General features: G+C 37.7%; 21 protein-coding genes. 10 read left to right on the top strand and 11 right to left on the bottom strand.

Annotated features, from left to right (window positions below; genetic code table 11):
* Positions 1 to 190 precede the first annotated feature (190 nt).
* Positions 191 to 820: a deoxynucleoside kinase gene (locus tag BM015_RS06835; RefSeq protein WP_090656522.1), complete on the bottom strand. Its 630-nt coding sequence runs from the start codon at positions 818 to 820 to the stop codon at positions 191 to 193.
* 25 nt (positions 821 to 845) lie between these two features.
* A complete protein-coding gene (gene folK / locus BM015_RS06830) occupies positions 846 to 1,337 on the bottom strand; it encodes a 2-amino-4-hydroxy-6-hydroxymethyldihydropteridine diphosphokinase (RefSeq protein ID WP_090656519.1) in 492 nt (163 codons plus the stop codon).
* Between the two features lie 148 nt (positions 1,338 to 1,485).
* Here folK and sppA point away from each other — a divergent pair, with 148 nt between their 5' ends.
* Positions 1,486 to 3,246, top strand: coding sequence for a signal peptide peptidase SppA (gene sppA, locus BM015_RS06825; RefSeq protein WP_090656516.1), 1,761 nt, complete (start codon positions 1,486 to 1,488; stop codon positions 3,244 to 3,246).
* A 24-nt stretch (positions 3,247 to 3,270) separates the two neighbouring features.
* Here sppA and BM015_RS06820 read toward each other — a convergent pair whose 3' ends face one another.
* Entirely contained in the window at positions 3,271 to 3,642 is a 372-nt protein-coding gene (locus BM015_RS06820; RefSeq protein WP_090656512.1) for a hypothetical protein, read from the bottom strand.
* A 91-nt stretch (positions 3,643 to 3,733) separates the two neighbouring features.
* Here BM015_RS06820 and BM015_RS06815 point away from each other — a divergent pair, with 91 nt between their 5' ends.
* The 4 genes from BM015_RS06815 to BM015_RS06800 all read left to right on the top strand — a co-directional run bounded on the left by BM015_RS06815 (position 3,734) and on the right by BM015_RS06800 (position 9,200).
* Positions 3,734 to 6,262: an ATP-dependent Clp protease ATP-binding subunit gene (locus BM015_RS06815; RefSeq protein ID WP_090656508.1), complete on the top strand. Its 2,529-nt coding sequence runs from the start codon at positions 3,734 to 3,736 to the stop codon at positions 6,260 to 6,262.
* 273 nt (positions 6,263 to 6,535) lie between these two features.
* Positions 6,536 to 7,111 (top strand): RNA polymerase sigma factor, encoded by a 576-nt coding sequence (locus BM015_RS06810; protein ID WP_090656505.1) that lies wholly within the window; start codon positions 6,536 to 6,538, stop codon positions 7,109 to 7,111.
* Positions 7,086 to 8,330 (top strand): outer membrane beta-barrel protein, encoded by a 1,245-nt coding sequence (locus BM015_RS06805; protein WP_090656503.1) that lies wholly within the window; start codon positions 7,086 to 7,088, stop codon positions 8,328 to 8,330. The genes BM015_RS06810 and BM015_RS06805 overlap by 26 nt, the downstream gene beginning before the upstream one ends.
* Before the next feature lie 165 nt (positions 8,331 to 8,495).
* The gene (locus BM015_RS06800; RefSeq protein WP_090656499.1) at positions 8,496 to 9,200 is read left to right on the top strand and encodes a toxin-antitoxin system YwqK family antitoxin; all 705 of its coding nucleotides are present in this window, start codon (positions 8,496 to 8,498) and stop codon (positions 9,198 to 9,200) included.
* Here BM015_RS06800 and BM015_RS06795 read toward each other — a convergent pair.
* The 3 genes from BM015_RS06795 to BM015_RS06785 all read right to left on the bottom strand — a co-directional run bounded on the left by BM015_RS06795 (position 9,197) and on the right by BM015_RS06785 (position 11,923).
* The gene (locus BM015_RS06795) at positions 9,197 to 10,492 is read right to left on the bottom strand and encodes a hemolysin family protein (RefSeq protein ID WP_090656495.1); all 1,296 of its coding nucleotides are present in this window, start codon (positions 10,490 to 10,492) and stop codon (positions 9,197 to 9,199) included. The two genes, BM015_RS06800 and BM015_RS06795, sit on opposite strands and share 4 nt — an antisense overlap.
* Positions 10,493 to 10,555: 63 nt before the next feature.
* Positions 10,556 to 11,158 carry a phosphatase PAP2 family protein gene (locus BM015_RS06790; protein WP_090656492.1) on the bottom strand — a complete coding sequence of 201 codons (603 nt, stop codon included), beginning with the start codon at positions 11,156 to 11,158 and terminating at the stop codon, positions 10,556 to 10,558.
* A 21-nt stretch (positions 11,159 to 11,179) separates the two neighbouring features.
* Positions 11,180 to 11,923, bottom strand: coding sequence for a class I SAM-dependent methyltransferase (locus BM015_RS06785; protein WP_090656488.1), 744 nt, complete (start codon positions 11,921 to 11,923; stop codon positions 11,180 to 11,182).
* A gap of 101 nt (positions 11,924 to 12,024) precedes the next feature.
* Between BM015_RS06785 and glmM the strand changes: the two genes are divergently transcribed.
* Together glmM and BM015_RS06775 are read left to right on the top strand one after the other, a co-directional pair.
* Entirely contained in the window at positions 12,025 to 13,416 is a 1,392-nt protein-coding gene (glmM, locus tag BM015_RS06780; protein ID WP_090656485.1) for a phosphoglucosamine mutase, read from the top strand.
* A gap of 7 nt (positions 13,417 to 13,423) precedes the next feature.
* Positions 13,424 to 13,969 carry a GNAT family N-acetyltransferase gene (locus tag BM015_RS06775; protein WP_090656478.1) on the top strand — a complete coding sequence of 182 codons (546 nt, stop codon included), beginning with the start codon at positions 13,424 to 13,426 and terminating at the stop codon, positions 13,967 to 13,969.
* 36 nt (positions 13,970 to 14,005) lie between these two features.
* Here BM015_RS06775 and BM015_RS06770 read toward each other — a convergent pair whose 3' ends face one another.
* The 3 genes from BM015_RS06770 to BM015_RS06760 form a co-directional block, all read right to left on the bottom strand.
* Positions 14,006 to 14,578, bottom strand: a complete 573-nt coding sequence (locus BM015_RS06770; protein WP_090656474.1) for a hypothetical protein — start codon at positions 14,576 to 14,578, stop codon at positions 14,006 to 14,008.
* Positions 14,579 to 14,668: 90 nt separating this feature from the next.
* Positions 14,669 to 16,339 (bottom strand): TonB-dependent receptor, encoded by a 1,671-nt coding sequence (locus BM015_RS06765; RefSeq protein ID WP_090656471.1) that lies wholly within the window; start codon positions 16,337 to 16,339, stop codon positions 14,669 to 14,671.
* Positions 16,340 to 16,429: 90 nt separating this feature from the next.
* Positions 16,430 to 19,465 (bottom strand): tetratricopeptide repeat protein, encoded by a 3,036-nt coding sequence (locus tag BM015_RS06760; RefSeq protein WP_090656468.1) that lies wholly within the window; start codon positions 19,463 to 19,465, stop codon positions 16,430 to 16,432.
* A 178-nt stretch (positions 19,466 to 19,643) separates the two neighbouring features.
* Here BM015_RS06760 and BM015_RS06755 point away from each other — a divergent pair, with 178 nt between their 5' ends.
* The 3 genes from BM015_RS06755 (at position 19,644) to BM015_RS06745 (ending at position 21,331) form a co-directional block, all read left to right on the top strand.
* Positions 19,644 to 20,054 carry a DoxX family protein gene (locus tag BM015_RS06755; protein ID WP_090656465.1) on the top strand — a complete coding sequence of 137 codons (411 nt, stop codon included), beginning with the start codon at positions 19,644 to 19,646 and terminating at the stop codon, positions 20,052 to 20,054.
* A gap of 88 nt (positions 20,055 to 20,142) precedes the next feature.
* Positions 20,143 to 20,550, top strand: coding sequence for an acyl-CoA thioesterase (locus tag BM015_RS06750; RefSeq protein ID WP_090656461.1), 408 nt, complete (start codon positions 20,143 to 20,145; stop codon positions 20,548 to 20,550).
* A 397-nt stretch (positions 20,551 to 20,947) separates the two neighbouring features.
* Entirely contained in the window at positions 20,948 to 21,331 is a 384-nt protein-coding gene (locus BM015_RS06745) for an RNA recognition motif domain-containing protein (protein ID WP_090657080.1), read from the top strand.
* Between the two features lie 122 nt (positions 21,332 to 21,453).
* Here the strand turns inward: BM015_RS06745 and BM015_RS06740 are convergent, their stop codons facing one another.
* Together BM015_RS06740 and BM015_RS06735 are read right to left on the bottom strand one after the other, a co-directional pair.
* Positions 21,454 to 21,669, bottom strand: coding sequence for a hypothetical protein (locus BM015_RS06740; protein ID WP_090656458.1), 216 nt, complete (start codon positions 21,667 to 21,669; stop codon positions 21,454 to 21,456).
* 189 nt (positions 21,670 to 21,858) lie between these two features.
* Positions 21,859 to 22,278, bottom strand: a complete 420-nt coding sequence (locus tag BM015_RS06735; RefSeq protein WP_245751273.1) for a hypothetical protein — start codon at positions 22,276 to 22,278, stop codon at positions 21,859 to 21,861.
* Between the last annotated feature and the right edge of the window lie 138 nt (positions 22,279 to 22,416).

Below are 22,416 nucleotides of genomic sequence, written 5' to 3'. Positions count from 1 at the left end.
AGTATAAAGTTACAGGAGATTATTTCAGAAAGCAGTGCGGCCCACGGAAAATTATTCTGAATTTATTAAAGGGAATGAGCGGCTTTTTGATTTAAAGATGGTTGCAATGAGTTTTTATATTAAATGAAGGCCGGGGAAGCAAAGCCAGCTTCAGGTTAAAGTTTCTATTTTCCAAACAGGGATCATCAGCCTATAAAGAAATATATTGCTGGCCGCCTTCAAATTCTATTTTTAATGCATCCATTAAAACCTGCAAATGTTCTTCGTTGCTTAAAAAATCGGCATTTACAGCATCCACAAAAATTGTTTTTATATTATGCTGTTTTATATAGCTGGTATAGGTTTGCTGAATATTGAACAGGTATTCATCCGCTATATTTTGTTCGTAAATACGGTTTCGTTTTTTAATGTTTTTCTGCAGTTTTTGAACAGGTGAATGCAGGTAAATCAAAATGTCGGGGAAAGCAATCTGCGTTTGCATTATATCGAATAAGCGCTGGTACAGCCTGAACTCTTCTTCCGGTAAATTAACTTTTGCAAATAGCAGGCATTTGGTAAAAATATAATCGGAAACAGTGATACTTTGAAAGAGATCGCTGGTGTGAATCATGTCTTTTAGCTGCTTATACCGTTCAGCCATAAAAAATAATTCCAGCGGAAAAGCATTTTGTTTTGGGTTTTCGTAAAACTTTGGAAGAAAGGGGTTGTCAGCAAATTGTTCCAGTATAAGGCGTGCATTTAATTTTTTGGCAAGGAGGTGCGCCAGCGTTGTTTTGCCAGCTCCAATGTTACCTTCAATAGCTATGTAATGGTATTGCATCAGCGCTCAAAATTAAAAGCCGTATTTACTTTTCTGGTGAAATTTTATGCACAGGTAATTCATCTTTACACTCTTTCAATAATTCGATAATGTTTTTTTTGTAAACAGGATGTATAATATTACCGGCAATTTCTGTAAGCGGCGCTAATACAAATCTTCGTTCGGCTAAACGCGGATGCGGAATGGTAACAGTTGCAGATTTGTAAATCATTTCATTCATTAATAAAATATCAATATCAATAACTCTGGGCGCCATTTTAAAACTGCGTTGCCTGCCCATTTCGTTTTCAATTGCCAACAGGCGTTGCATTAATTCATCTGGCTGCAATAAAGTATTAATTGATAAAGCCTGGTTGAAAAAATCCGGTTGTTCGGTAAAACCCCATGCGGCAGTTTGGTAAACAGACGAAATGTTGTTAATGCTGCCACAATTCTTTTCTATAAGTCTTGCAGCCGTTTGCAAGTTTTCAAAACGATTGCCCAAATTGCCACCTGTAAGCAAAAAAGCTGTATTCATAAATACGCACAAATATGGCTTCAAATATCTTTATTTTTGTGTATTGTGATGTATGAACTGTAATTGCACATTCCCTATATCTTAAAAGGCAGAGTTTTGTTGTTCCGGTTTAATCAGTCACTTTTAAGGGTTAGTAAATTCAGATAAAATGAGAAGCTTTCTTAAGATATTTCTTGCAACATTGGTAGCATTAATAGTATTTACGCTTGCCTTATTTTTTGCTTTTTCGGCAATTATCGGCAGCGCTACTTCACCCTCAAAACCCGCGATAGGAAAAGATGCGGTTTTAGTGCTTGATTTAAACCAACAGCTTGATGAACAAGCAAGAAACAGCCCTTTAAATACCTTATTTGATAATCCTTCCAACAATGTTCCCGGTTTGTACGACGTTGTGCGCATGATTGATTATGCAAAGAGCGATTCTTCTATAAAGGGTATCTATATAAAGGCTGACGGCAACGAAAATGGTTATGCTGCAAGCGAGGAATTAAGGCAGGCTTTGGTTGCCTTTAAAAAGAGTAACAAATTTATAATTGCTTATGGCAATGTTATTCCCGAAAGCTCCTATTATGTAGCTACCATTGCCGATAAAATTTATTGCAACCCTGCCGGCGGTGTTGAGTGGAATGGCTTTTCTGTTGATCTGGTATTTTTAAAAGGGCTGCTTGATAAGCTTGAAATTAAACCCGAAATTTTTTATGCTGGCAAATTTAAAAGTGCTACAGAACCTTTGCGGGCAACGCAAATGACGGATGCCAACCGCCTGCAAACTACTATCTGGCTAAATGACATTTATAATAATTTATTGATAAGAACGGCGGAAGCAAGGCATTCCGATACAGCTACTTTGCATAACCTCGCTAATTCAGGCGCTGTGCAAACAGCTAATGATGCATTAAAATATAACCTGGTAGATGGTTTGAAATATGATGATGAATTGAAGGCTGACATTTCAAAGCGCCTTAAAAAAGATGCTGATGATGACATCAATTTTGTTTCGTTTGGCAAATATGCAAAAGCAGTAAATTTTACCAAAAATGGCAGTGGCGGAAAGATTAATATTATTTATGCACAGGGCGATATTGTGGATGGAAAAGGAGATAGGGACCAGATTGGCAGCGATGATTTTGTAAAGCTTATTCGTAAGGCAAGGCTTGATGATGATGTGAAGGCCATTGTTTTTCGTGTAAACTCACCAGGCGGCAGCGCTATGGCCAGTGAAGCAATATGGCGGGAAATTATTTTAGCGAAAAAAGCAAAACCTGTTGTAGTAAGTATGGGCGATTATGCAGCTTCGGGCGGTTATTATATTTCATGCGCAGCGGATTCTGTATTTGCAAACGAAACAACTATTACAGGGTCAATTGGTGTGTTCAGTGTTTTGGCTAACATGAAAGATTTTTTCAACAATAAACTCGGCGTAACATTCGATGGAGTAAAAACCGCACCTTATGCAGATCTTGGTTCTATAAGCAGGCCGCTTACCGATCCCGAAAAACATTTTATACAGGCTTCAATTGATACCATTTATTCCACTTTTAAAACACGTGTAGCCGATGGCCGTAAAAAAGATACAGCCTATATTGACAGCATTGCACAAGGCCGTGTTTGGATTGGCAACCGTGCTATTGGCATTGGCCTCGTTGACAGAACCGGAACTTTGCAGGATGCCGTTAATTGTGCGGCACGCATGGCTAAACTTACAGACTACCGCACCCGTGAATATCCTGAACAAAAGACCTGGCTTGAACAGTTGACCGATCAGTCTTATTCTGTTGAAGGACAACAAAAGGCATTAGTGAAAGAGATTGGCCAGCAACAATACACGCTTCTGCAAAAAGCAAAACAGTTATCTGAAACGATTAATATTCCGCAGGCGAGGCTGCCGTTTTATTTTGAGTGGCGCTAACAGTTTTTGGGTTGATATTAATACTTATTCATCTCCCAGTAATTCTCTTTCAATTTCTTCCATTTGCACTATATCCCAGGCTTCTGTTTCTGAAGGCGTGATGTTTAACCCGCTGTCTAAATCTAGTTGATTAATGAATGCCTGAACGGGCAATTGCAATTCGCATAAAACAAACGAAACCTGGTGCTCATAAAATTGTTGTTGCCATGCAGCTAATTCTTTAACAAGATTTTCTTTAACAGTTACGGCATTCTTCAAGTTGATAACAAGATTTGTCTTATGTTGCAGGAACGAAGTAAGCAGTTCTTTCAATTCCGCTGTTAAATTGTCAGAAGTAAAATCTGAATCCGGCGTTATTATCGTAAATTTTTCTCTGGTATCAATTTTGAATTTCATACAGTTCTTTATTAGATCTTTTAACACTTGTGCATAATTGATTTAGTACAGACCTCAAAAATATTTCTTAAACTTGTACAAACACTATTAAATGGATAACAACTTTTCCGCCCAGGTTAAAGAGATCATATCCTATAGCAGGGAAGAGGCATTAAGATTGGGAAATGATTTCATAGGCACAGAACATCTTTTGCTGGGATTGATTAGAGATGGAGAGAATACAGCAATAAAGATTTTAAAACAATTGAACGTTGATCTGTACGAATTACGCAAGGAGGTAGAACTGGCTGTGCGTGATAAAACAGGTAAGAATATAGCTAATATTAACAGCATTCCTTTAACCAAGCAGGCTGAAAAAGTAATACGGGTAACCGTGCTTGAAGCAAAAGCGCTGAAAAGCCCGCTGGTTGAAACGGAACATTTAATGCTGTCTATTTTAAAGAATAAAGAAAACATTGCTACACAAATTTTAAATCAGTACGACGTGGATTACGATTTATTTAAGACAGAGCTTGGTGTTGTACGCAGCAATGAACCGCGCAGCGAATACACCGAAGAAAATGATGATGATTTTGAAGACGAAAGGAAACAGGGTTATTCATCGGCACAGAAAAAAACAACCGGAAATGCAAAAAGCAAAACACCGGTATTAGACAATTTTGGCAGGGATATTACCAAACTCGCTGAAACAGGCGCACTTGATCCTATAGTTGGCCGTGAAAAAGAAATTGAAAGGGTTTCTCAAATCCTCAGCCGCCGTAAAAAGAACAATCCTATTTTAATTGGTGAACCGGGCGTTGGTAAAACTGCCATAGTAGAAGGCCTTGCATTACGTATAGTGCAAAGAAAGGTAAGCAGGGTTTTATATGATAAACGTGTTATCAGTCTTGATCTTGCGGCATTGGTGGCAGGTACAAAATACCGCGGCCAGTTTGAAGAAAGGATGAAAGCCATTATGAATGAGCTGGAAAAGAACCGCGATGTAATTCTTTTCATAGATGAAATTCATACAATAGTTGGAGCGGGCGGCGCCAGCGGTTCACTTGATGCCAGCAATATTTTTAAACCGGCTTTATCAAGGGGTGAACTGCAATGTATTGGTGCTTCAACATTGGATGAATACAGGATGTATATTGAAAAAGATGGCGCTTTAGACCGTCGCTTTCAAAAAGTGATAGTTGATCCTCCAACGGTTGAAGAAACCATCCAGATACTGAATAACATTAAGCCGCGTTATGAAGATTATCACAATGTTGTTTACAGCAATGATGCAATAGAAGCTTGTGTTAAGCTCAGCGACCGTTACATGACAGACCGTTTATTACCCGATAAAGCAATAGATGTATTGGATGAAGTGGGGGCAAGGGTGCATTTAAAGAACATCAATGTTCCGCAGAATATACTTGATCTTGAAAAGCAGATTGAAGAAATAAAGCTTGAAAAGAACCGCGTGGTTAAAAGCCAGCGTTTTGAAGAAGCTGCCGCTTTGCGCGATACAGAAAAAAGGCTTGGTGAAGAACTGGAAAAAGCAAAAACAGACTGGGAAGAAGAAAGCAAGCACAAACGCTACCCGATAGATGAAGAAAATATTGCTGAAGTAGTAAGCATGATGACAGGAATACCGGTAAAACGCATGGTGCAGGCAGAAAGCGAAAAGCTGCGCAAAATGTCGGAAGATATGAGGGGCATGGTAATAGGCCAGGACGAAGCAATTTCAAAAGTGGTAAAAGCTATACAGCGTAACCGTGTGGGATTGAAAGATCCTAAGAAGCCCGTTGGCAGTTTCATTTTCCTTGGCCCTACCGGTGTTGGTAAAACCGAATTGGCAAGATCGCTTGCAAGATATATGTTCGATTCAGAAGATGCGTTAATCCGCATTGATATGAGCGAATACATGGAAAAATTTACGGTAAGCCGTTTAATTGGTGCGCCTCCGGGATATGTTGGTTATGAAGAAGGAGGCCAGCTTACAGAAAAAGTGCGCCGCAAACCTTACTGTGTTATTTTGCTGGATGAAATAGAAAAAGCGCATCCTGATATTTATAATATTCTTTTACAGGTTTTGGATGATGGCCAGCTTACTGATGGCCTTGGAAGAAAAGTGGACTTTAAGAACACGCTTATTATTATGACCTCAAATATTGGCGTACGCCAGTTGAAAGATTTTGGCGAAGGCGTTGGTTTCGCTACGGCAGCCAGGGTTCAGAGCGCAGAAGAAAATAATAAAGCTGTTATTGAAAAGGCTTTGAAGCGTACATTCTCCCCGGAATTCCTTAACAGGATTGATGATGTGGTTATCTTCAATTCTCTTTCTAAAGAAAACATCTTCCAGATTATTGACATATTAATGAAAGGTGTGCTGAAGCGCCTTAACAATATGGGCTTTACTTTGGAAATAACCAATGAAGCAAAAGAATTTATTGCTGAAAAAGGTTATGATGTACAGTTTGGTGCAAGGCCGTTGCACAGGGCAATTCAAAAATACCTTGAGGACAGCCTGGCAGAAGAAATACTGAATATGAATATTAAACAAGGTGATGTTTTAATTGCTGATCTTGACAAAGAAAATCAAAAGATAAAATTTGAGTTTGGTAAAAAGGAAGAAGAAGCGAAAGTTTAAGAATATATACAAAGGTAAAAAGCCCCGTTTCTAAAGCGGGGCTTTTTATTTATTTGATTTAATAAGAATGGCAGCAGCATGAATGATTTTTCACACTCCTTAATAAATTTAAATACCTAACCCAAAAAAATCAATACCTTTCCATTGTAATTAAATTCCTGCACTAATCGTTACGCCTTATTATGACAAACGCCATCCATTGTTTTCATCTTTTCAGGCAACCATCTTTAATTAGGTTACGTATTCTTATCAAAAACATAAATCCTTGACAATTTGGAATCTTTATACAAATTAATCAGGGATTGCATTGCAAGGGACAGTAAAAGCCAACGTGCATTTTACGAGTATTATTACGGATTTGCTTTAAAAACGGTTTTCAGGTACATATATCAATACGATAAGGCTGCGGATGTTGTGAACGATGGTTTTGTAAAAATATTCAACAGCCTTGAAAGGTTTAAGTTTAAGAAGGGTGACGCTGATACAGAAAGAATATTAATGGGCTGGATGAAACGCATCCTGATTAATACAGCTATAGACGAATTAAGAAAACTGCAGAATTCACCTGTTGTTGTAGAGTTGCCCGAATATATATGGGAACAAACGGACAGGTGTTACAATGCGGATCAAAAAATATTATATAAAGAACTGATTTGCGAGATAAAACGGTTGCCGCCTTCTTACAGAAAGGTATTTAATATGTTTGTCATAGATGGCTTTTCACATGGCGAAATTGCCAATATGCTGGGAATTTCTGAGGGCACTTCAAAGTCGGCATTGGCAAAAGCAAAAGCGCAGCTAAAAAGATTTATAGAAAACAGATTTGCTGAAAAAAGTTATGCTGTATAATAACGATGATTTTGAAAAATTATTCCGTAAAGCGGCTAAGGGTTATCCCCTGAAAACAGATTCAGCCAATTGGGATGATCTTGCAGCAAAACTTGAAACTTCACAAAAAACGGCCGTAAAAAAAAACAAATGGACGTATAGTTTAATTATTCTGCTGCCGGTTCTTATTACAGTTTCACTCTTGGTTTACAGGTTCAATACAAACACAAACGATAATAATATTGCGAAGGAGGCAGCATCGGCTTCAATACCACCTATTATTAAAGGTTCACTAAAAGATGAAGTGCCTGGCAGTAGTTCAAATGTTGCTGCTGTAACTAAAGAACCTGTGTTGGAAAACCAGGCCGTGCATACAGAAAAGCAATATTTGTTACCTGCGGAAATAAATATCCTGGGAAGCAATACTAATATTAATACCGGTTCATTTAATGAGAGCTTTAAAACTATTTCAAACATTAACCTGCCTGAAAGAATACTATATAATGAAGACATAATGCCGGTGCAGTCAGTTAATGCTGAACCTGCAATGCAGAAAGAAAGACTTAAAAATGAAATGGGGAGTGAAATAGCGGCAGATGATGCTGCAAATGCACCCGAATCAAACCAAATAAAACTAAAGCTGGAAAAAAGAATTTATGGGGTAGCGTATGGCGGGCCTGAGTTAACCAGCGTTAAGTTTCAAAGAGCTTCATCACCAGGCTATAGACTGGGGGTGGCGCTTGGTTATAAAATAAACAACAGGTTTAATATTGAAGTGGGCCTGCAACGGGAACGAATAGATTTTTACAGTGATGGCCGGTATATTGATACGAGCCTTTTAAAAATACAAAAGGGCAATGATGTTGAAAAAGCTTATGCCAGCAGCAAAATAACGAGTGTGCCACTTAAGTTAAAATATAATTTCTGGCAAAAGAAAAACAGCAGTTTCTTTATTGGAGCTGGCGTTAATGCTGTAATCATTACGCATAGTGAGAGGTATAATTACGCTGTTTCAAAAAACGGTGTTCAGGGCTATATGTCGAAACAATATAGTGCACTAACAATGCCAAAATATTTTTCGGGCGTTAGCTTTAGCGGAGGTTACCAAACGAAAGTTGCAGGCGACTGGAGTATTAAAGCTGAGCCATATTACCAGGCGCCGGTTAAAAATTTTGGTGTTGGAAAAATACCAGTCAGCAATTTTGGAATTGATATAGGAATAATAAAAGATTTGAAATAAAAATACTAAGCTTTGTTTGATGTGTTTAATGTTCCCTTACGCCCGGCCTGAAAAAAACAAATCTTTGGGGGTTCTTTTAGAGTGGTAAACTCAAAGCCTCGCCTTGGTGCGGGGCTTTTTTCTGCGTATGATTTTTGCACAACTTTTTATTACAAAAATCGTTTTATGAATATGAAGCCGGTTACAGCTATTTTTATTTTAATATCAATGCATATATCACAGTGGTCTTTTGGCCAGTGTAAAACTTATAAATTAAATAAAAAGAGCGATACCATTAATTGCACCGATTTTCAAAATTTAAAACAGGGAAAATGGGTAACCAGAGTTGAAGAAAATTATGGAGAGCCCGGCTACCAGGAAGCCGGTTTTTATAAAGATGGCAAAAAAGAAGGCGAGTGGACGCGCTTTAATTTAATGGGCGATGTAACTGCTGAGGAGCAATACAAATGGGGTTATAAAGATGGTATTTGCCGTTATTATAACCTGATGGGGTTAATACGCGAAGAAAGCTGGCGTGCAACCAATCCTAAGAATCCTTATGATACGGTGAGGGCTTATCATCTTGATAATCCTGATAAATACGACTTAAAAATTATTAAGGTTGATGCATCAACGGTAAAGCATGGCACATGGACTTATTATGATCCGCAAAGCGGAACAATTACCAAAACGGAAGAATATGTGATTGACCAGCTCATTCCTGCCAAAAAAGCAAAGATGATCGCAGCAAAAGATTCCTCTGTTTTTAAGAGCCCTGCAGATTCGCTTGCTGCTGCCAATAAGAAAAAACCTCCGGAAGTGTTGGAATGGGAAAAGAAACATCAGAAGAAAAAAATTAAGGTAAGGGATGGGGCAACAGGTGTAAATTAATCGTTCTCTGATTTTAATTCTTCCTGCGATTTGTGCACAAGAATTTTATCAATGCGGTTATTATCCATATCTACAATTTCAAACCTGAAGCCCTGCCATTCAAGCTCATCGCCGGGCTGTGGTATGCGTTCCAGTTGTTCGAGCACAAAGCCTGCAAGCGTATCAAAATCCAGCTCGGTTTCCGGCAGGTAATCGGTATGATGGAAATAACTTAAAAAATTATAAAATGGTATCTGCGCATCAATTAAATAGCTTCCATCTTTTCTTTCAATAATCTCATATTGTTCTTCATCAAGATGCGGCACCTCGCCCACAAGCGCATCAAGAATATCATTCAGTGTAATTATGCCTTGCAACGTTCCATATTCATCCACAATAAAGGCATAATGCGATTTTTGTTCTTTAAACCTTTCCAGTATTTTATAAGCCGTATTATTTTCAGGCACATACAGCCCGGGCCTCATCACATCTTTTAACGGTGTTCCCGGCTCTGCGTTTATAATATTTTTAAGAGAAACAATACCTTTTATTTTATCGATAGAACCGTCGCATAAAGGAAAAACACTGTGAATCTCATCATCGGGCAGTTTGTGCACATCATCCACCGTAAGGTTTGAATCAAGCCAGATTATATCGCTGCGGTGCGTCATCAATGAAGTAATATTCCTGTCGCTCAGGTGAAACACCCTTTCAATAATTTCCTGTTCCGCTTCTTCAATAGTACCTTGTTCCGTGCCTTCATGAATGATGGCCTTTATTTCATCTTCTGTAACATTAGTGTCTTTATTCTTGATGTTTAAAAGCTTTACAATAAGGTTTCCCGATTTGGAGAGCAGCCACACAAAGGGATAACTGATCATTGAAATAAAACGCATGGGGCCCGCCAGTGTTTTGGCTATTTTTTCAGGGTTGCTTAGCCCTATTTTCTTTGGGACCAGTTCGCCCAGCACCAATGAAAAATAAGTTACTATAATTACAATCACTGTTGTTGCCAGCCCGTTGCTGTAAGCTGCGGTGAAATCAAATTTTTGAAAAAATGCTATGAGGTCATCTTTTAAATTCTCTCCCGAAAAAATACCATTAAGTATACCAATTAAAGTAATGCCGATTTGTATAGTAGAAATAAAAGTGTCAGGATGATTAATGAGTTTCAGCGCTTCTTTGGCCCTGTTGTCGCCCCGGTTTGCCTGGGCTTCCAGCCTCGCCCTGCGTGAAGATACCAGCGCAATTTCGGCCATAGCAAAAACTCCATTCAAAAGAATAAGCCCGAGAATAATTAATATTTCAGTCATATAAAGTTGTAAAACTAAATAATAAGTAGTTACCTATAACATTTGTGCCACGATGTTAACAGGTTACAAATTATTTACAAAAGCCTCCGGGGATTTTAGTGGAGGCAAACCGACTTTTTTATTGTAGATAAGCGCTACGCAATAACCGATAATGCTGCCTATTATAGCACCCGCTAAAATGTCGGTTGGGTAATGAACGCCAACATACACCTGGCCGTAGCTGATGGTGGCTGCCCAAAAGAAGAAAAGATAAATCCAGTTGCCGCAATATTTTCTTAACGTGCAAAAGATAAAAACGGCTGCACCAAAATGATTGGTTGCATGCGAAGAAGGGAAACTGTTGCCACCGCTGCAATGATTTAAAAGCATGCGTACATATTCAATCATATCCGGATCGCGGCACGGCCTTAACCGCATTGCCCATTGTTTAATAACGGAACTGCTGAATTGATCAGTAAGTGTAACATTAATAATGATAAATAAAACCCACGTCCAGGCGCGCCATCCAAAATTTATAAATATGAAAACTAATAAAAATAAATATAACGGATACCAGGTGGTTGCATCCCTCCACCATGGAAAATTATTATCCAGGAATGAGTTTGTCCAAACTGTGTTTATCTTATAAAACAATTGAATATCCCAGTTATGTATGGTTTGCCACATTGCTTTTATTTATTTGAGTAATCAGTGAATCTTTTTTGCAATCATAATCATCCTTGGTGAATTCTTTACATGGTAAGCATTCAGGTTGTAATCACCAAACACATCTTCCACCCTTAATCCCTGGTAAGAAAACATGTCAGTAAAATCGCCCAGGGAAAATTTTTCAACCTGTTCTGTAAAAGTTTCATCAATGCCTTTTGCAGTATCATGCACATGAATGCGTTTGAAAAAATATTTTTCGTCACTCCATCTTTCAATATTAAAATCAATGCCTTCAAGTTTCAATGTTTCGTTATGCTTTAAATGTCCTTCCGTATAATGCACATTCAGGTAATCAATTACCAGTAAGCCATTCTGCTTAAGGCTTTGGGCTAATGTGCGTATGGCATCATTATGCTCACGGGTTGTTTTAAAATAACCAAAACTTGTAAAGAAATTAAAGACATAATCAAAATAGTTGATGTAAAAAGGCAGCCTTATATCATGCAGGTAGAAATGCAGATTTTCAGTTTTATTTTTCTGAGCTTCGGCAATTGCTTCTGCACAAATATCAACTCCTGTTGTATTAAATCCCTTTTCTGCCAATGCCACGCTGTGCCTGCCTTTGCCGCATGCAGCATCTAAAACATAACTTCCTGCAGGCATTTGTAATTTATCTGCGAGTTTATTCACCAGCATAGCTGCTTCAGCCTTATCATGTTTCCTGTATAAAACATCGCTGTAAGGTGAGCTGAACCATATTCTAAACCATTCATTGGCCTGCATGCAACAAGTTTTTATTTGAGTTTTTAGCCGGAATATTTATTCACCATAAAACAGCTTTCTGTTTTTTACGGTATGTTTGCGCACTGCAAATAACCGCAAAAATGGCTTTAATAAAAAGTATATCAGGAATAAGAGGCACGATAGGAGGAAAACCCACAAATTCTTTAAGCCCTTTAGATGTTGTAAAGTTCACTGCTGCTTACGCCGAATGGCTGAAGCAGCAAAACCAGGATAAAAAAAACAGGTATTCCGTTGTAGTTGGCAGAGATGGCCGTATCAGCGGGCCATATATACAGCAGCTTGTAATATCCACATTGGTTGCAAGCGGAATTGATGTAATAAATCTCGATTTAAGCACAACGCCAACTGTAGAAATGGCCGTTGGTTTTAATAATGCCGATGGTGGAATTATTATTACAGCAAGCCATAACGGCGCCGAATGGAATGCTTTAAAATTATTGAATGGACAGGGTGAATTTTTAAGCGCTGCTGATGGTGAAAGCTTACTTGCACTTGCAGATAGCGAAGCGTTTGGTTTTGTAGCTGTTGACAAATTGGGTACAGTTACAAACGATAACTTTGCCATGGAAAAACACATCGAAACCATTGTGCAGTTGCCAATGGTGGATGTGGAGGCCATTAAAAAGAAAAAATTTAAAGTTGTTGTTGACTGTATAAACAGCACAGGTGCAATAGCTGTTCCCGCTTTATTAAAAGCGCTTGGCGTAAAAGATATTATTTTATTGAATGAAGAGGTGAACGGAAAGTTTGCGCACAACCCGGAACCATTGCCGCAACATTTGAACGGTATATGCAACGAAGTAAAGAAGCTGCATGCAGATATTGGCATTGCTGTTGACCCTGATGTTGACCGGCTTTGTTTTATTTGCGAAGATGGCAGCCTGTTTGGTGAAGAATATACTCTGGTTGCAGTGGCAGATTATGTATTGCAGCAAACAAAGGGTAATACGGTAAGCAATCTTTCATCAACCCGCGCATTAAAAGATGTAACGGTTAAACATGGCGGCGAATATTTTCCCAGTGCCGTTGGCGAAGTGAATGTTGTTACGAAAATGAAAGAAGTGAATGCTGTTATTGGCGGTGAAGGCAATGGCGGCGTTATTCTTCCGCAGTTACATTATGGCCGTGATGCGCTTGCCGGCATAGCTTTGTTCTTAACTTATCTTGCAAAAAATAATAAAAGCGTTTTGCAATTGCGTAAAACCTATCCCGATTATTTTATCAGCAAAAACAAAATAGAGCTGTCAAACGGCGTTAATACAAAAAGCATTTTTGAACAGTTGCAGCGCAAATACAAAAACCACCCTGTTAATACAGAAGACGGGCTGAAAATAGAGTTTGATAAAGACTGGGTTCATTTACGTACCAGTAATACTGAGCCGATTATCCGTATTTATGCCGAAAGCAATTTTGAAACCACTGCTGATAATATTGCCCGTCGTTTAATGGCGGATATAAAAGAATACATGTAATTATAACATGGTTAGTTTTTCAAATGCAGCTATTACGCTTGCAACTACCAGCGATATTCCAGCACTGCTTGTTTTGCTTAACAGCGCTTACAGAGGTGAGGCCTCCAGGCAGGGCTGGACCACTGAAGCTGATTTAATTGCCGGTGATGTGCGCACCGATTACAATGATCTTTTACGTGTTATGCAAACGCCTGCAAGCGTTATGCTGAAATATACGGATCCTCAAAACGAAATAACAGGTTGTGTGAACCTGCAGCAACGCGACAATAAAATTTATCTCGGCATGTTTAGTGTTTCCCCGCAATTGCAGGGTGGCGGTATTGGCCGGCAGTTATTGTTGGCTGCAGAAGAATATGCACGGAATCTTAATTGCAATTATATTTATATGCTTGTAATTGCTGCACGTGCAGAATTAATAGCCTGGTACAAGCGAAATAACTATTATGATACCGGTGAAAGAATTCCTTTTAAAGAAGATGATTTAAGCGGTAAACATTTGCAGCCACTTGAATTTATGGTACTCGAGAAGGAATTAATAAGCAAGACCCATTAACATTATCTCCATGCTAATTTAGTAGCATAGTATATATCAATTGTTATATACGGCGTAATAAAAAATTATAGCAGCAATTCCTATCAAAGCAAGTATGCCGGCGGTTACCCACCATTTTTCTTTTCTCAATGTTTGCGCCTGTTGCAATACGGTATGCATTTCTTGAGATGTCCTCTCATCTTCACCAACCCTTACGGTATGACCGGCATTTTTACGGATAATTTTTTCAGCAACAAGCTCAGGAAAATAAGCAGGCCTTACTTCCTGTTCAAACGCCAATGATACTGCATTTTGCTTGGTTAACCTGCCAATGCCTTTTAAATAAATAGTCTTCTTCTCATTCAGTTCATTACGCAACCTGGCAATAAATTCATTGAAGTATTGTTTTGCTGTTACTTCATCTGTTTTTAATTCAAAAGAAAGGAAATTATAAAAAGCGTTTTCAGGTTCATGTTTATCATTGGTAAATTCAATTGTATTTTCTTTCGAGGTTATGCTCCGGTTAACAAAATCAAGTTGTGCAGGTTTTGTTTCAACAGAAAAATTTCCAATGCCGGGCAATGCAATGTGTTTGTGCAGGATAAGATATTTGGTAACCTCGTTCAGCATTATTTAACCTATTATAATTTTTATTCCTGTTGCCAGGTTGAATTGGCCATAAAAAACCTGGCATGTTTTTGATTGCTATGTATGGCTCATTTATTTTCTTATATCGCCAAACGAATATACAACTCCAATCAGCATATTAAACCCAAGCACGGGATATTGTTTCCATCTTTCATATTTATTGTTGAAAACATTATTAAACTGCAGCCATGCTTTCCATTGAGGTAAGAAGGAAAACTCAGCGCCAAGATTTAAATCGAATGCGGGATCAAGTTTGCCTGAAGAAATAGTTTTTGTGCTGTATGCTGCGCCATCCCAGAAATATGCATCAGCTTTCAATAATAAATCTTTAATAGCTACATACCGGATGGCCGCATTTATTTCCGTTGGTATTAAACCAAAAGCTTTATCATATACATCAAGGCCGGCATACCTGTTTAAGGTGATACCACCCAATGCAGAAAATTTTTCACCTGATGTATAACCAATTTCACCATGCACACGCATATTGTTAATGTCCGGCTCATACACCACCTGGAACGATTTGCCTGTAGCTGTATCGTTTATAAATAAAGGCTGGTTATTTATTTTTAAGATAGATACTCTTGCATTGTAAGTAAAATGATCCCCGGCGCTGCCTTTAAATCCGCCATAAAATTCTTTCACTAATGAATTAATTAATTCGTTGGGTTGTTGTATGAAAGGATTAAAATCTGCAAGTGTTTGATAGGAGTTCCTGTTATAATAACCAATGAAGCCTGCCTGTAAAATGAATTTCTCTTCATTCAGTTTTACATCTGCTGTAAAATTGGGCAACAGGTTAAATGTGCTGTTGCTCCAGGAAGGCGTAAGCCCTGCAACGATTTTTATGTTTGATGTTTTATAAGCCAGTGAAGGTTCCACATTAAAAATGGAATTTTTTATAGTTACAGTATCACCATTAAACCTGCTGAAGCTTCCGTTTATGCCAACATTAAAATCGAAAACATCCGTTATGGATTTAGTCACAGGCACATCATACATAAAAGTCATTTCCTTTCCATTATGATTATCGCCAAATGCATTAAATCCAATGGAAGGGTTATAATCAATACCGAAATCGTTTTTTATTTTATTACGCACACCAAGCTTGGCGCCAAAGGAAGCAAACCTTTGTCTCAGATCTGATTTATCAAACTTTAAACTGTCTGGCTGAAATCCGTATAAATATTGTGTTGTGCCTTTAAAGTAAGCATTTGCATTCCATTCATTTTTATTATTGGGCGAAGTGAAAATGCCGATGCCTTCAAGACTTAATTTATTAAAGTTCTGATATTGTAATGAGCCATTGGATGAAGTATAAAAGCCATTTAAGTTAATGACAGAATTTGCGCCATCACCTAAAGACAAACCGGCTTGTGCATAGGGCGTTGTATAGTTGCCAAAACCAAGCTTTATAAAGTTGGTATTATTCCAGCGAACATTTGAATCAATGCTTTCTGCAAGCGCTTTTAATGCAGGTGATTTGTAAGCAAACGAAAGATTTTGAACAGGAATGTTATAATCAAGTTTTGGCCTCACCGAATCGGGGAGAGGTGTGGCGCCGTTAAAATTTATTTTTGAAGTTGGCTTTAAAGCCGGTGCAAATTCAGATGTAACAATTACTGTTCTTGGCGGCAACGCTGTATCAGATGCGGCTTTTTGCTGCTTTGCATTCTTTGTACGTTGTGCAAAACCTGTATATGATATAAAAACAAAAATGAAAAATGCTATTATATATTTCATGCTTTAAGTGCTTGCATTTATAAATTAATAATCAACACTAAAATCATCGAATTGAATATTGATTATTACATATTGTGTATTCAAAATTTATTATTGTGCTACCTTACTGTTCTTATCTTTTTCTGCAACTACTATGTTTAATTTTTGCTGCGCCTCCTGCTTCAATTGTGCATCGCCTGCATTTTCAACAACACTGCGCAATGTGGCTTCTGCATTAAAATAATCTTTCTCTTTAAAGTAAACATCGCCTAAAAGAATATAGGCCTTTGTTATCCAGTAATCATAGCTGCCTGCTTTGTTTATTACATCAAAACCTGCTTTTTCCGCATCTTTTAATTTGTCTTGCTGCAGTAAAATTTCTGCAATGCGATAACGTGCTTCTGCTGCATATTCACTCTTTCCTGTGTTTACAACAGCTTTATATGCTGTGCTTGCATCGTTAAGCTGGTTATTGTTCTGATAATTTTTAGCGATGATTAAGTTAGCCATTGCCTTATCATCTGAAGCAATACCTTTTTGCTGCAGCAGATCCTGTGCATTGGCTAATGCTGCATCAAACTCGTTCAGTTTATATTGACAACGCAATAAACCGCGTTCACTTTCCAATGTGTTTTCAGGTGTTGTCGCAATATTTTTTAACTGGGCAAAATATTGTTCAGCCTGTTTATAATCTTTCAATTCAAAATAATTAATACGGGCTGCCTGCAATACACTTTGTTCTGCAAAATTATTTGGCGCTTTTGCAGCTACGTTATTGTAATAAGTTAATGCATGTGGAAAGTCTTTTCTCGTATTGTAAATATCAGCCGCCATATAGTTGGCTTCAACTGAATATTTGCCTGCGGGAAATTTTGTGAGATAAGTTGTAAGCGCCGGTAAAGCTTTATCAAAATTGCGGTCTTCATAAGCTGATTGTGCAATTGAATACGTTAATGAATCCTGCTCTGAGTAGCTCACTGTTTTACCGCTCCTTTGCATAAAAGCAACAAAGTCATCAGGCTTTTGCATGCTCACAAAAATGTCACGCACATAATTAACTGCTTCATCGCTTTCAGGGGAATTTGGATAGGTTGAAATGAGTTTTTGAAAATTATTTAATGCATTTTGATTATCCTTTAAATTAAAATAACTCACGCCCAACTTTAAATAAGCCTGCGGTTTAAATGCACCAGCATTTTTATTGTTGATGATTACGTTTAACGGTTTAACCGCTGCATCATATTGTTCACTTGCCAGGTAAGTATTAGCAACTTCCATGTTGGCGTCTGCAATTAATGTTGAAGACGGATACCTGTTTTGTATAGATTGAAGCAATGAAACCTTTTGAGCATAATCGCCGCTTGCGCCTGAAATAACTGATTTCTGGTACAATGCATAATCAGCCGAAGGCAATTGATAATTTACAATAGCTTCATACATAGGCAATGCCCTGCTGAGTTGTTTCTTCATAAAATAACAATCCGCTTCACGCAAATAAGCGTCAGACTGTAAAGGAGCGGCGCTGCCGTTTACCGTTGTAGCAACTTGTTCAAAATGTTGCAGCGAATTATCATAATCCTGCTGGCGCAGGTAAGCATAGCCTAAAGTATAATGTGCGTTGGTTGTATTCACTTCGCCACTTGTAGCCGGGTTTCTTAAATAAGTTTGCAAATAGTAAACTGCGGAATCATAGTTATTAAGGCGATAAGCAATTTCGCCCTTCCAGAAATTCGTATAACTAATGTATGCGCCGTTATATTCCGCGCTGAATATCCTGTTCAGTAAATTATCTGCCTGTTGAATTTGCTGGTCATTGATAAACTCGACAGCTCTTCCATATAAAATTTTGGGATAAGCCTGTTTTACAATATCGCTTTGAGAGTTTATAGCATCCAGCAAATGCAGTGCCTCAGCATAGTTGTTGGTATTAGATAAAACGTTTACCAGCAGCTCCTTTGCTTCGGTTGAATATTCAGAATTAGGATAGTTGGAAATAAAAGATCTTAATTCTGTTAAAGCAACATCTGTATAACCTAATTCCACCGACAGCTTGCCATAATTGAACTGTGAAATTTCTTTTTGTTTGCTGCCGCTGCTGTTAAGCGCGCAGAATAAAAATGCATTTCTTGCACCGGGTTTATTATTCAATTTTAAATAAGAGTCGCCTAATAAATACATACTGTTTTGAGCAATGGTATCCTGTTTGCCGCCGAGCACTTTAAAACCATCGCTTGCTTTTTGATATTGTTTTGCATCATAGTAACAATAGGATAATTCGTATAAATCCTCGCGGCTTACTTTAGGCGTATTGCTCACATATTTTTCAAGATAAGGCAATGCCTGTTTGTAATGCCCTTTTTCAAAATGAATATGGCCGGCCAGTTCACGCAATTGCAAATCGTAATATTGATTGCCTCTTTCCAGCACGCTTTCCGAATATGCTAAAGCTTCATCTTTTTCACCACGGTAATAATAAATTTCAGCAATATAGTATGGAATGATTGGCTGGTATTTCGGTTGCTTCTCAATTACCTTGAACGAGTTTAAAGCCTGCGCATAATTTTTATCAGCAAAAGCTATATAGCCATAATAATAGTTCGCGTCGTAATAATTAGGGTCGGAAGGAATTTGTGCTATTGATTCAAACAAAGGCTTTGCATTACTAAACTGCTGCATGGTAAAATAGCCATAAGCTTCATGAAAACGCATGTTGGCAATTTCTTCATTGCTTAAATTATTCAAGCCTGCTTTTTCATAATAAGTAATTGCATCAGTAAAATTACTTTGCCTGTAATAATACTCAGCCAGTTGATAGCACATCATTTCAATGCGCGGTGCATTATGTTCAAGCTCAATAAAATCAATTGCTTCGTCAGCAGCAGTCATATCATTTAGTTGCAGGCGGCAGGCAATGGCATAATATTTTGCTTCAGTTTGCACACTTATGGGTATGCTGCTTTGCCTTGCTTTATCTAAATACAGTTTCTCAAACTGCGGGTAAGCCAGGCTGAATTTTTGCTGCTGGTATAATTCTTTTGCCAGCTTAAAAGCAGCATCAGGATCATTATAAATCTTTGTTGATTGCGCGTTAGAATAGTTAATCAATAACAGAAGGTATATTAAAGCGGCTAACTTTTTGTACTTCATAAATTTCCTCAACGATGTATGCATGCAAATATTTTAAATGCTTTCTTAAATAAAAGCAAAACCGGTTAAAGATATTGTCAACAAAAAATAACATCAATCAATATGTGTTTTAATTGTGGATAAAGATGGAGACCTTTATTTTTGCCGTGATTGTTGCATTTGAAAATTATATTCATTCATGAAGAAACTCCTTTCAGTTAAATACAGCGATGCTGCTTTTAATTTTTCCATGTTAGTGATACGGATTTTTTTCGGCGTGTTATTATTATCAAAACACGGCTACGGCAAAATGGTAAAATTTGAAGAGCTGCACACCCGCTTTTACAACTTTTTGGGAATGGGAAGTACCTTCAGTTTGGTACTGGCCATATTTGCAGAAGTAATTTGCGCCGCATTCATTATACTTGGATTGTTTACAAGGCTTGCCGCTATTCCTTTAATCATTGCTATGCTGGTTGTGATTTTTGGCGCCAACGGTGCAAAGCCAATGTCAGAATCTGAACTTGCTATTTTATTTCTCGGCGCTTTTATTACCCTGTTGTTTTGCGGCCCCGGAAAAGTAAGCGTTGATGGCATGATTAATAAATGATTTTTGGTACGAACAGGAGTAAGTTGTAAAACACGGTTGTGCCACACCCTTGTACTGCATTAATTCTATTCAGCATAATTAAAAAAACATGTATCAATCAACCACTCAAACACGTGTGCGCTACGCTGAAACAGATCAAATGAATGTAGTGTATTACGGCAATTACGCACAATACTTTGAGATAGGCCGCGTGGAAAGTATTCGCGCTTTGGGCTTTACCTATAAGCGCATGGAAGATGAAGGTGTAATAATGCCGGTTGTTGAATTATATACAAAGTTTCTGCGTCCTGCAACTTACGATGATCTTTTAACCATACAAACCCAGGTACGCAAACTGCCTGAATCATATCATATAGAATTTCACCAGGATGTTTTTAATGAAGAAGGCAAGCTGCTTGCAGCCGGAAGGGTGAGCTTATATTTTCTTGACAAAGAAACCTGGAAGCGAAGAAGTATTCCTGATGATCTTAAAGAAGCGCTGGCTAAATATTTCTGATAAAATAAAATTTTAGTGCATTAACATTGATTTAAAGCATTTATATATGGATAATGACAAGGCTGGCAGAAGAAAGAATATGGAGGTTTGCTGATGTTGATGGCAGGATTTTACTTAGCCCTATTAATTATAAAGTAAGCATTTTTGGTTTTGTATAAGTGTAAAGTTTTAATAGTTTTTGACAATATAGATACGGGTTGAAAATAAATTCAATTTTTTTTATATAAATACGCCTTGTAATTAAGTTTTTAATATTTTTTACGTGGGAAGCAGAAAAATCAATATTTCCCATATTTTCGTGTATATTTTTACAGATTAGTCCATTGCTCCTAAACGTTTCCCGTAAATGTTTTTGATTTTTGGGTTTCTGTTCTTTTTAAAAACTAAACATTTAAGTATGAACATTTATGTAGGAAACTTAAACTGGAGCCTAACCAGTGATGACCTTTACAATTTATTTACGCCTTACGGCGAAGTGGTTTCTGCCAAAATTATTACTGATAAGTTTAACAACAACCGCAGCAAAGGTTTCGGTTTTGTTGAAATGAGTGACGATGAAGCAGCCCGCCAGGCAATCAGCAACCTGCATGATACTGAGTTATCCGGCAGAAAGATTGTTGTGAACGAATCTGCACCTCGTAAAGAAGGTGAAGGTGGCGGTTACAAGAAGAAGAGTTTTGGCGGTGGCGGCGGTGGTTACAACCGTGGCGGCGGCGGAAGCCGTGGCGGTGGCGGTTACAACCGTAATCGTGGCGAAGGCGGTGGTTATAACCGTTATTAATCTTTCGAGTAAATTAACTCTGAATAGGCTTCCTGGAAAACGCTTTAAGAAGTTCCAAAAATTACCCTGGAACTTCTTTTTTTTGTTATAAGTCAAGTTGCTGATAGGCTAAAAGAATAAAGTCACGATGACTTTTTATTACCAGCCACTAAAACCACTACACCTGCAACAGTTACAATTGCTCCGGCATACAAAGGCCAGTTTACAGAATTATTTTTTTCTTTGTTGATTTCGAGCGGGCCCACATCGGCAACCTTTTCTTTTGTAGTAAAATTAACGCTGCGAAAAATCATCATTATTATTCCAATAACGATTAATACAATGCCTAAACCTTTCATCTTTTTCAATTTTGAATTGTGTATAAATGAAACCTCAGGTGTTAATGCAAAAAATTATGCATCCTGATAATTACCGTTATTTTTTAAAACATTCAAACGGTAATACCTGAAGTACTGTATACAAAAAGAAATAATCATGCCACGTAAATTGGCATGGTACGAAAAGATATAAGCAATGCTTTAAAAGAATCAATCAGCTTCCGACAGTACAGATCTCGATTTTGACTTTAAAATGGCAGGTTCTTCACAGCAATTTTTCTTAAATAATAATGCTGTCCAAACATGATCCAGTGCCACCTGGGAAGTGGCTTCATATTCGCAATCGCTTAAAACCTCCCAGTTTGCATTTCTGTTCAAATCGCTGGCAATTTTGCTTGTAACTTTAGGATAAGCGATCCATAGTTTACTGTTTTTATGCAAGGCAGGAAAAACGTCACGCAAAATGTTACACAATTGATTACGGTTAACTGCAAAAACCAAAGCAAAATCAATTTTTTTTGATTTTAAGAGCGGCGTAACATTTTTTGCGTAAGATAATTTTGCGAACTGTTTTTCAATTGAAGAAGGGAGACCTTGGATAAGTAAGTTTTTTTCTTCGCTTAATTCCAATTTTTCAAACAGACTGTTAGAGAACATTCGGCAAAAGAAATTTTGTTAAACAATAAAACGGACTGCAAAAGTAAGCTTTTTTTTAGTTAATGCAGTTAAAGTTTTGTTTTTAGTATGGGAAATTAAAAAAAACAATGA

It is taken from the genome of Parafilimonas terrae (assembly GCF_900115755.1).
GTDB classification, from domain to species: Bacteria; Bacteroidota; Bacteroidia; order Chitinophagales; family Chitinophagaceae; genus Parafilimonas; species Parafilimonas terrae.
The sequence above is the reverse complement of the archived record's forward strand: the minus strand, read 5'-3'. Positions and strand labels throughout refer to the sequence as shown.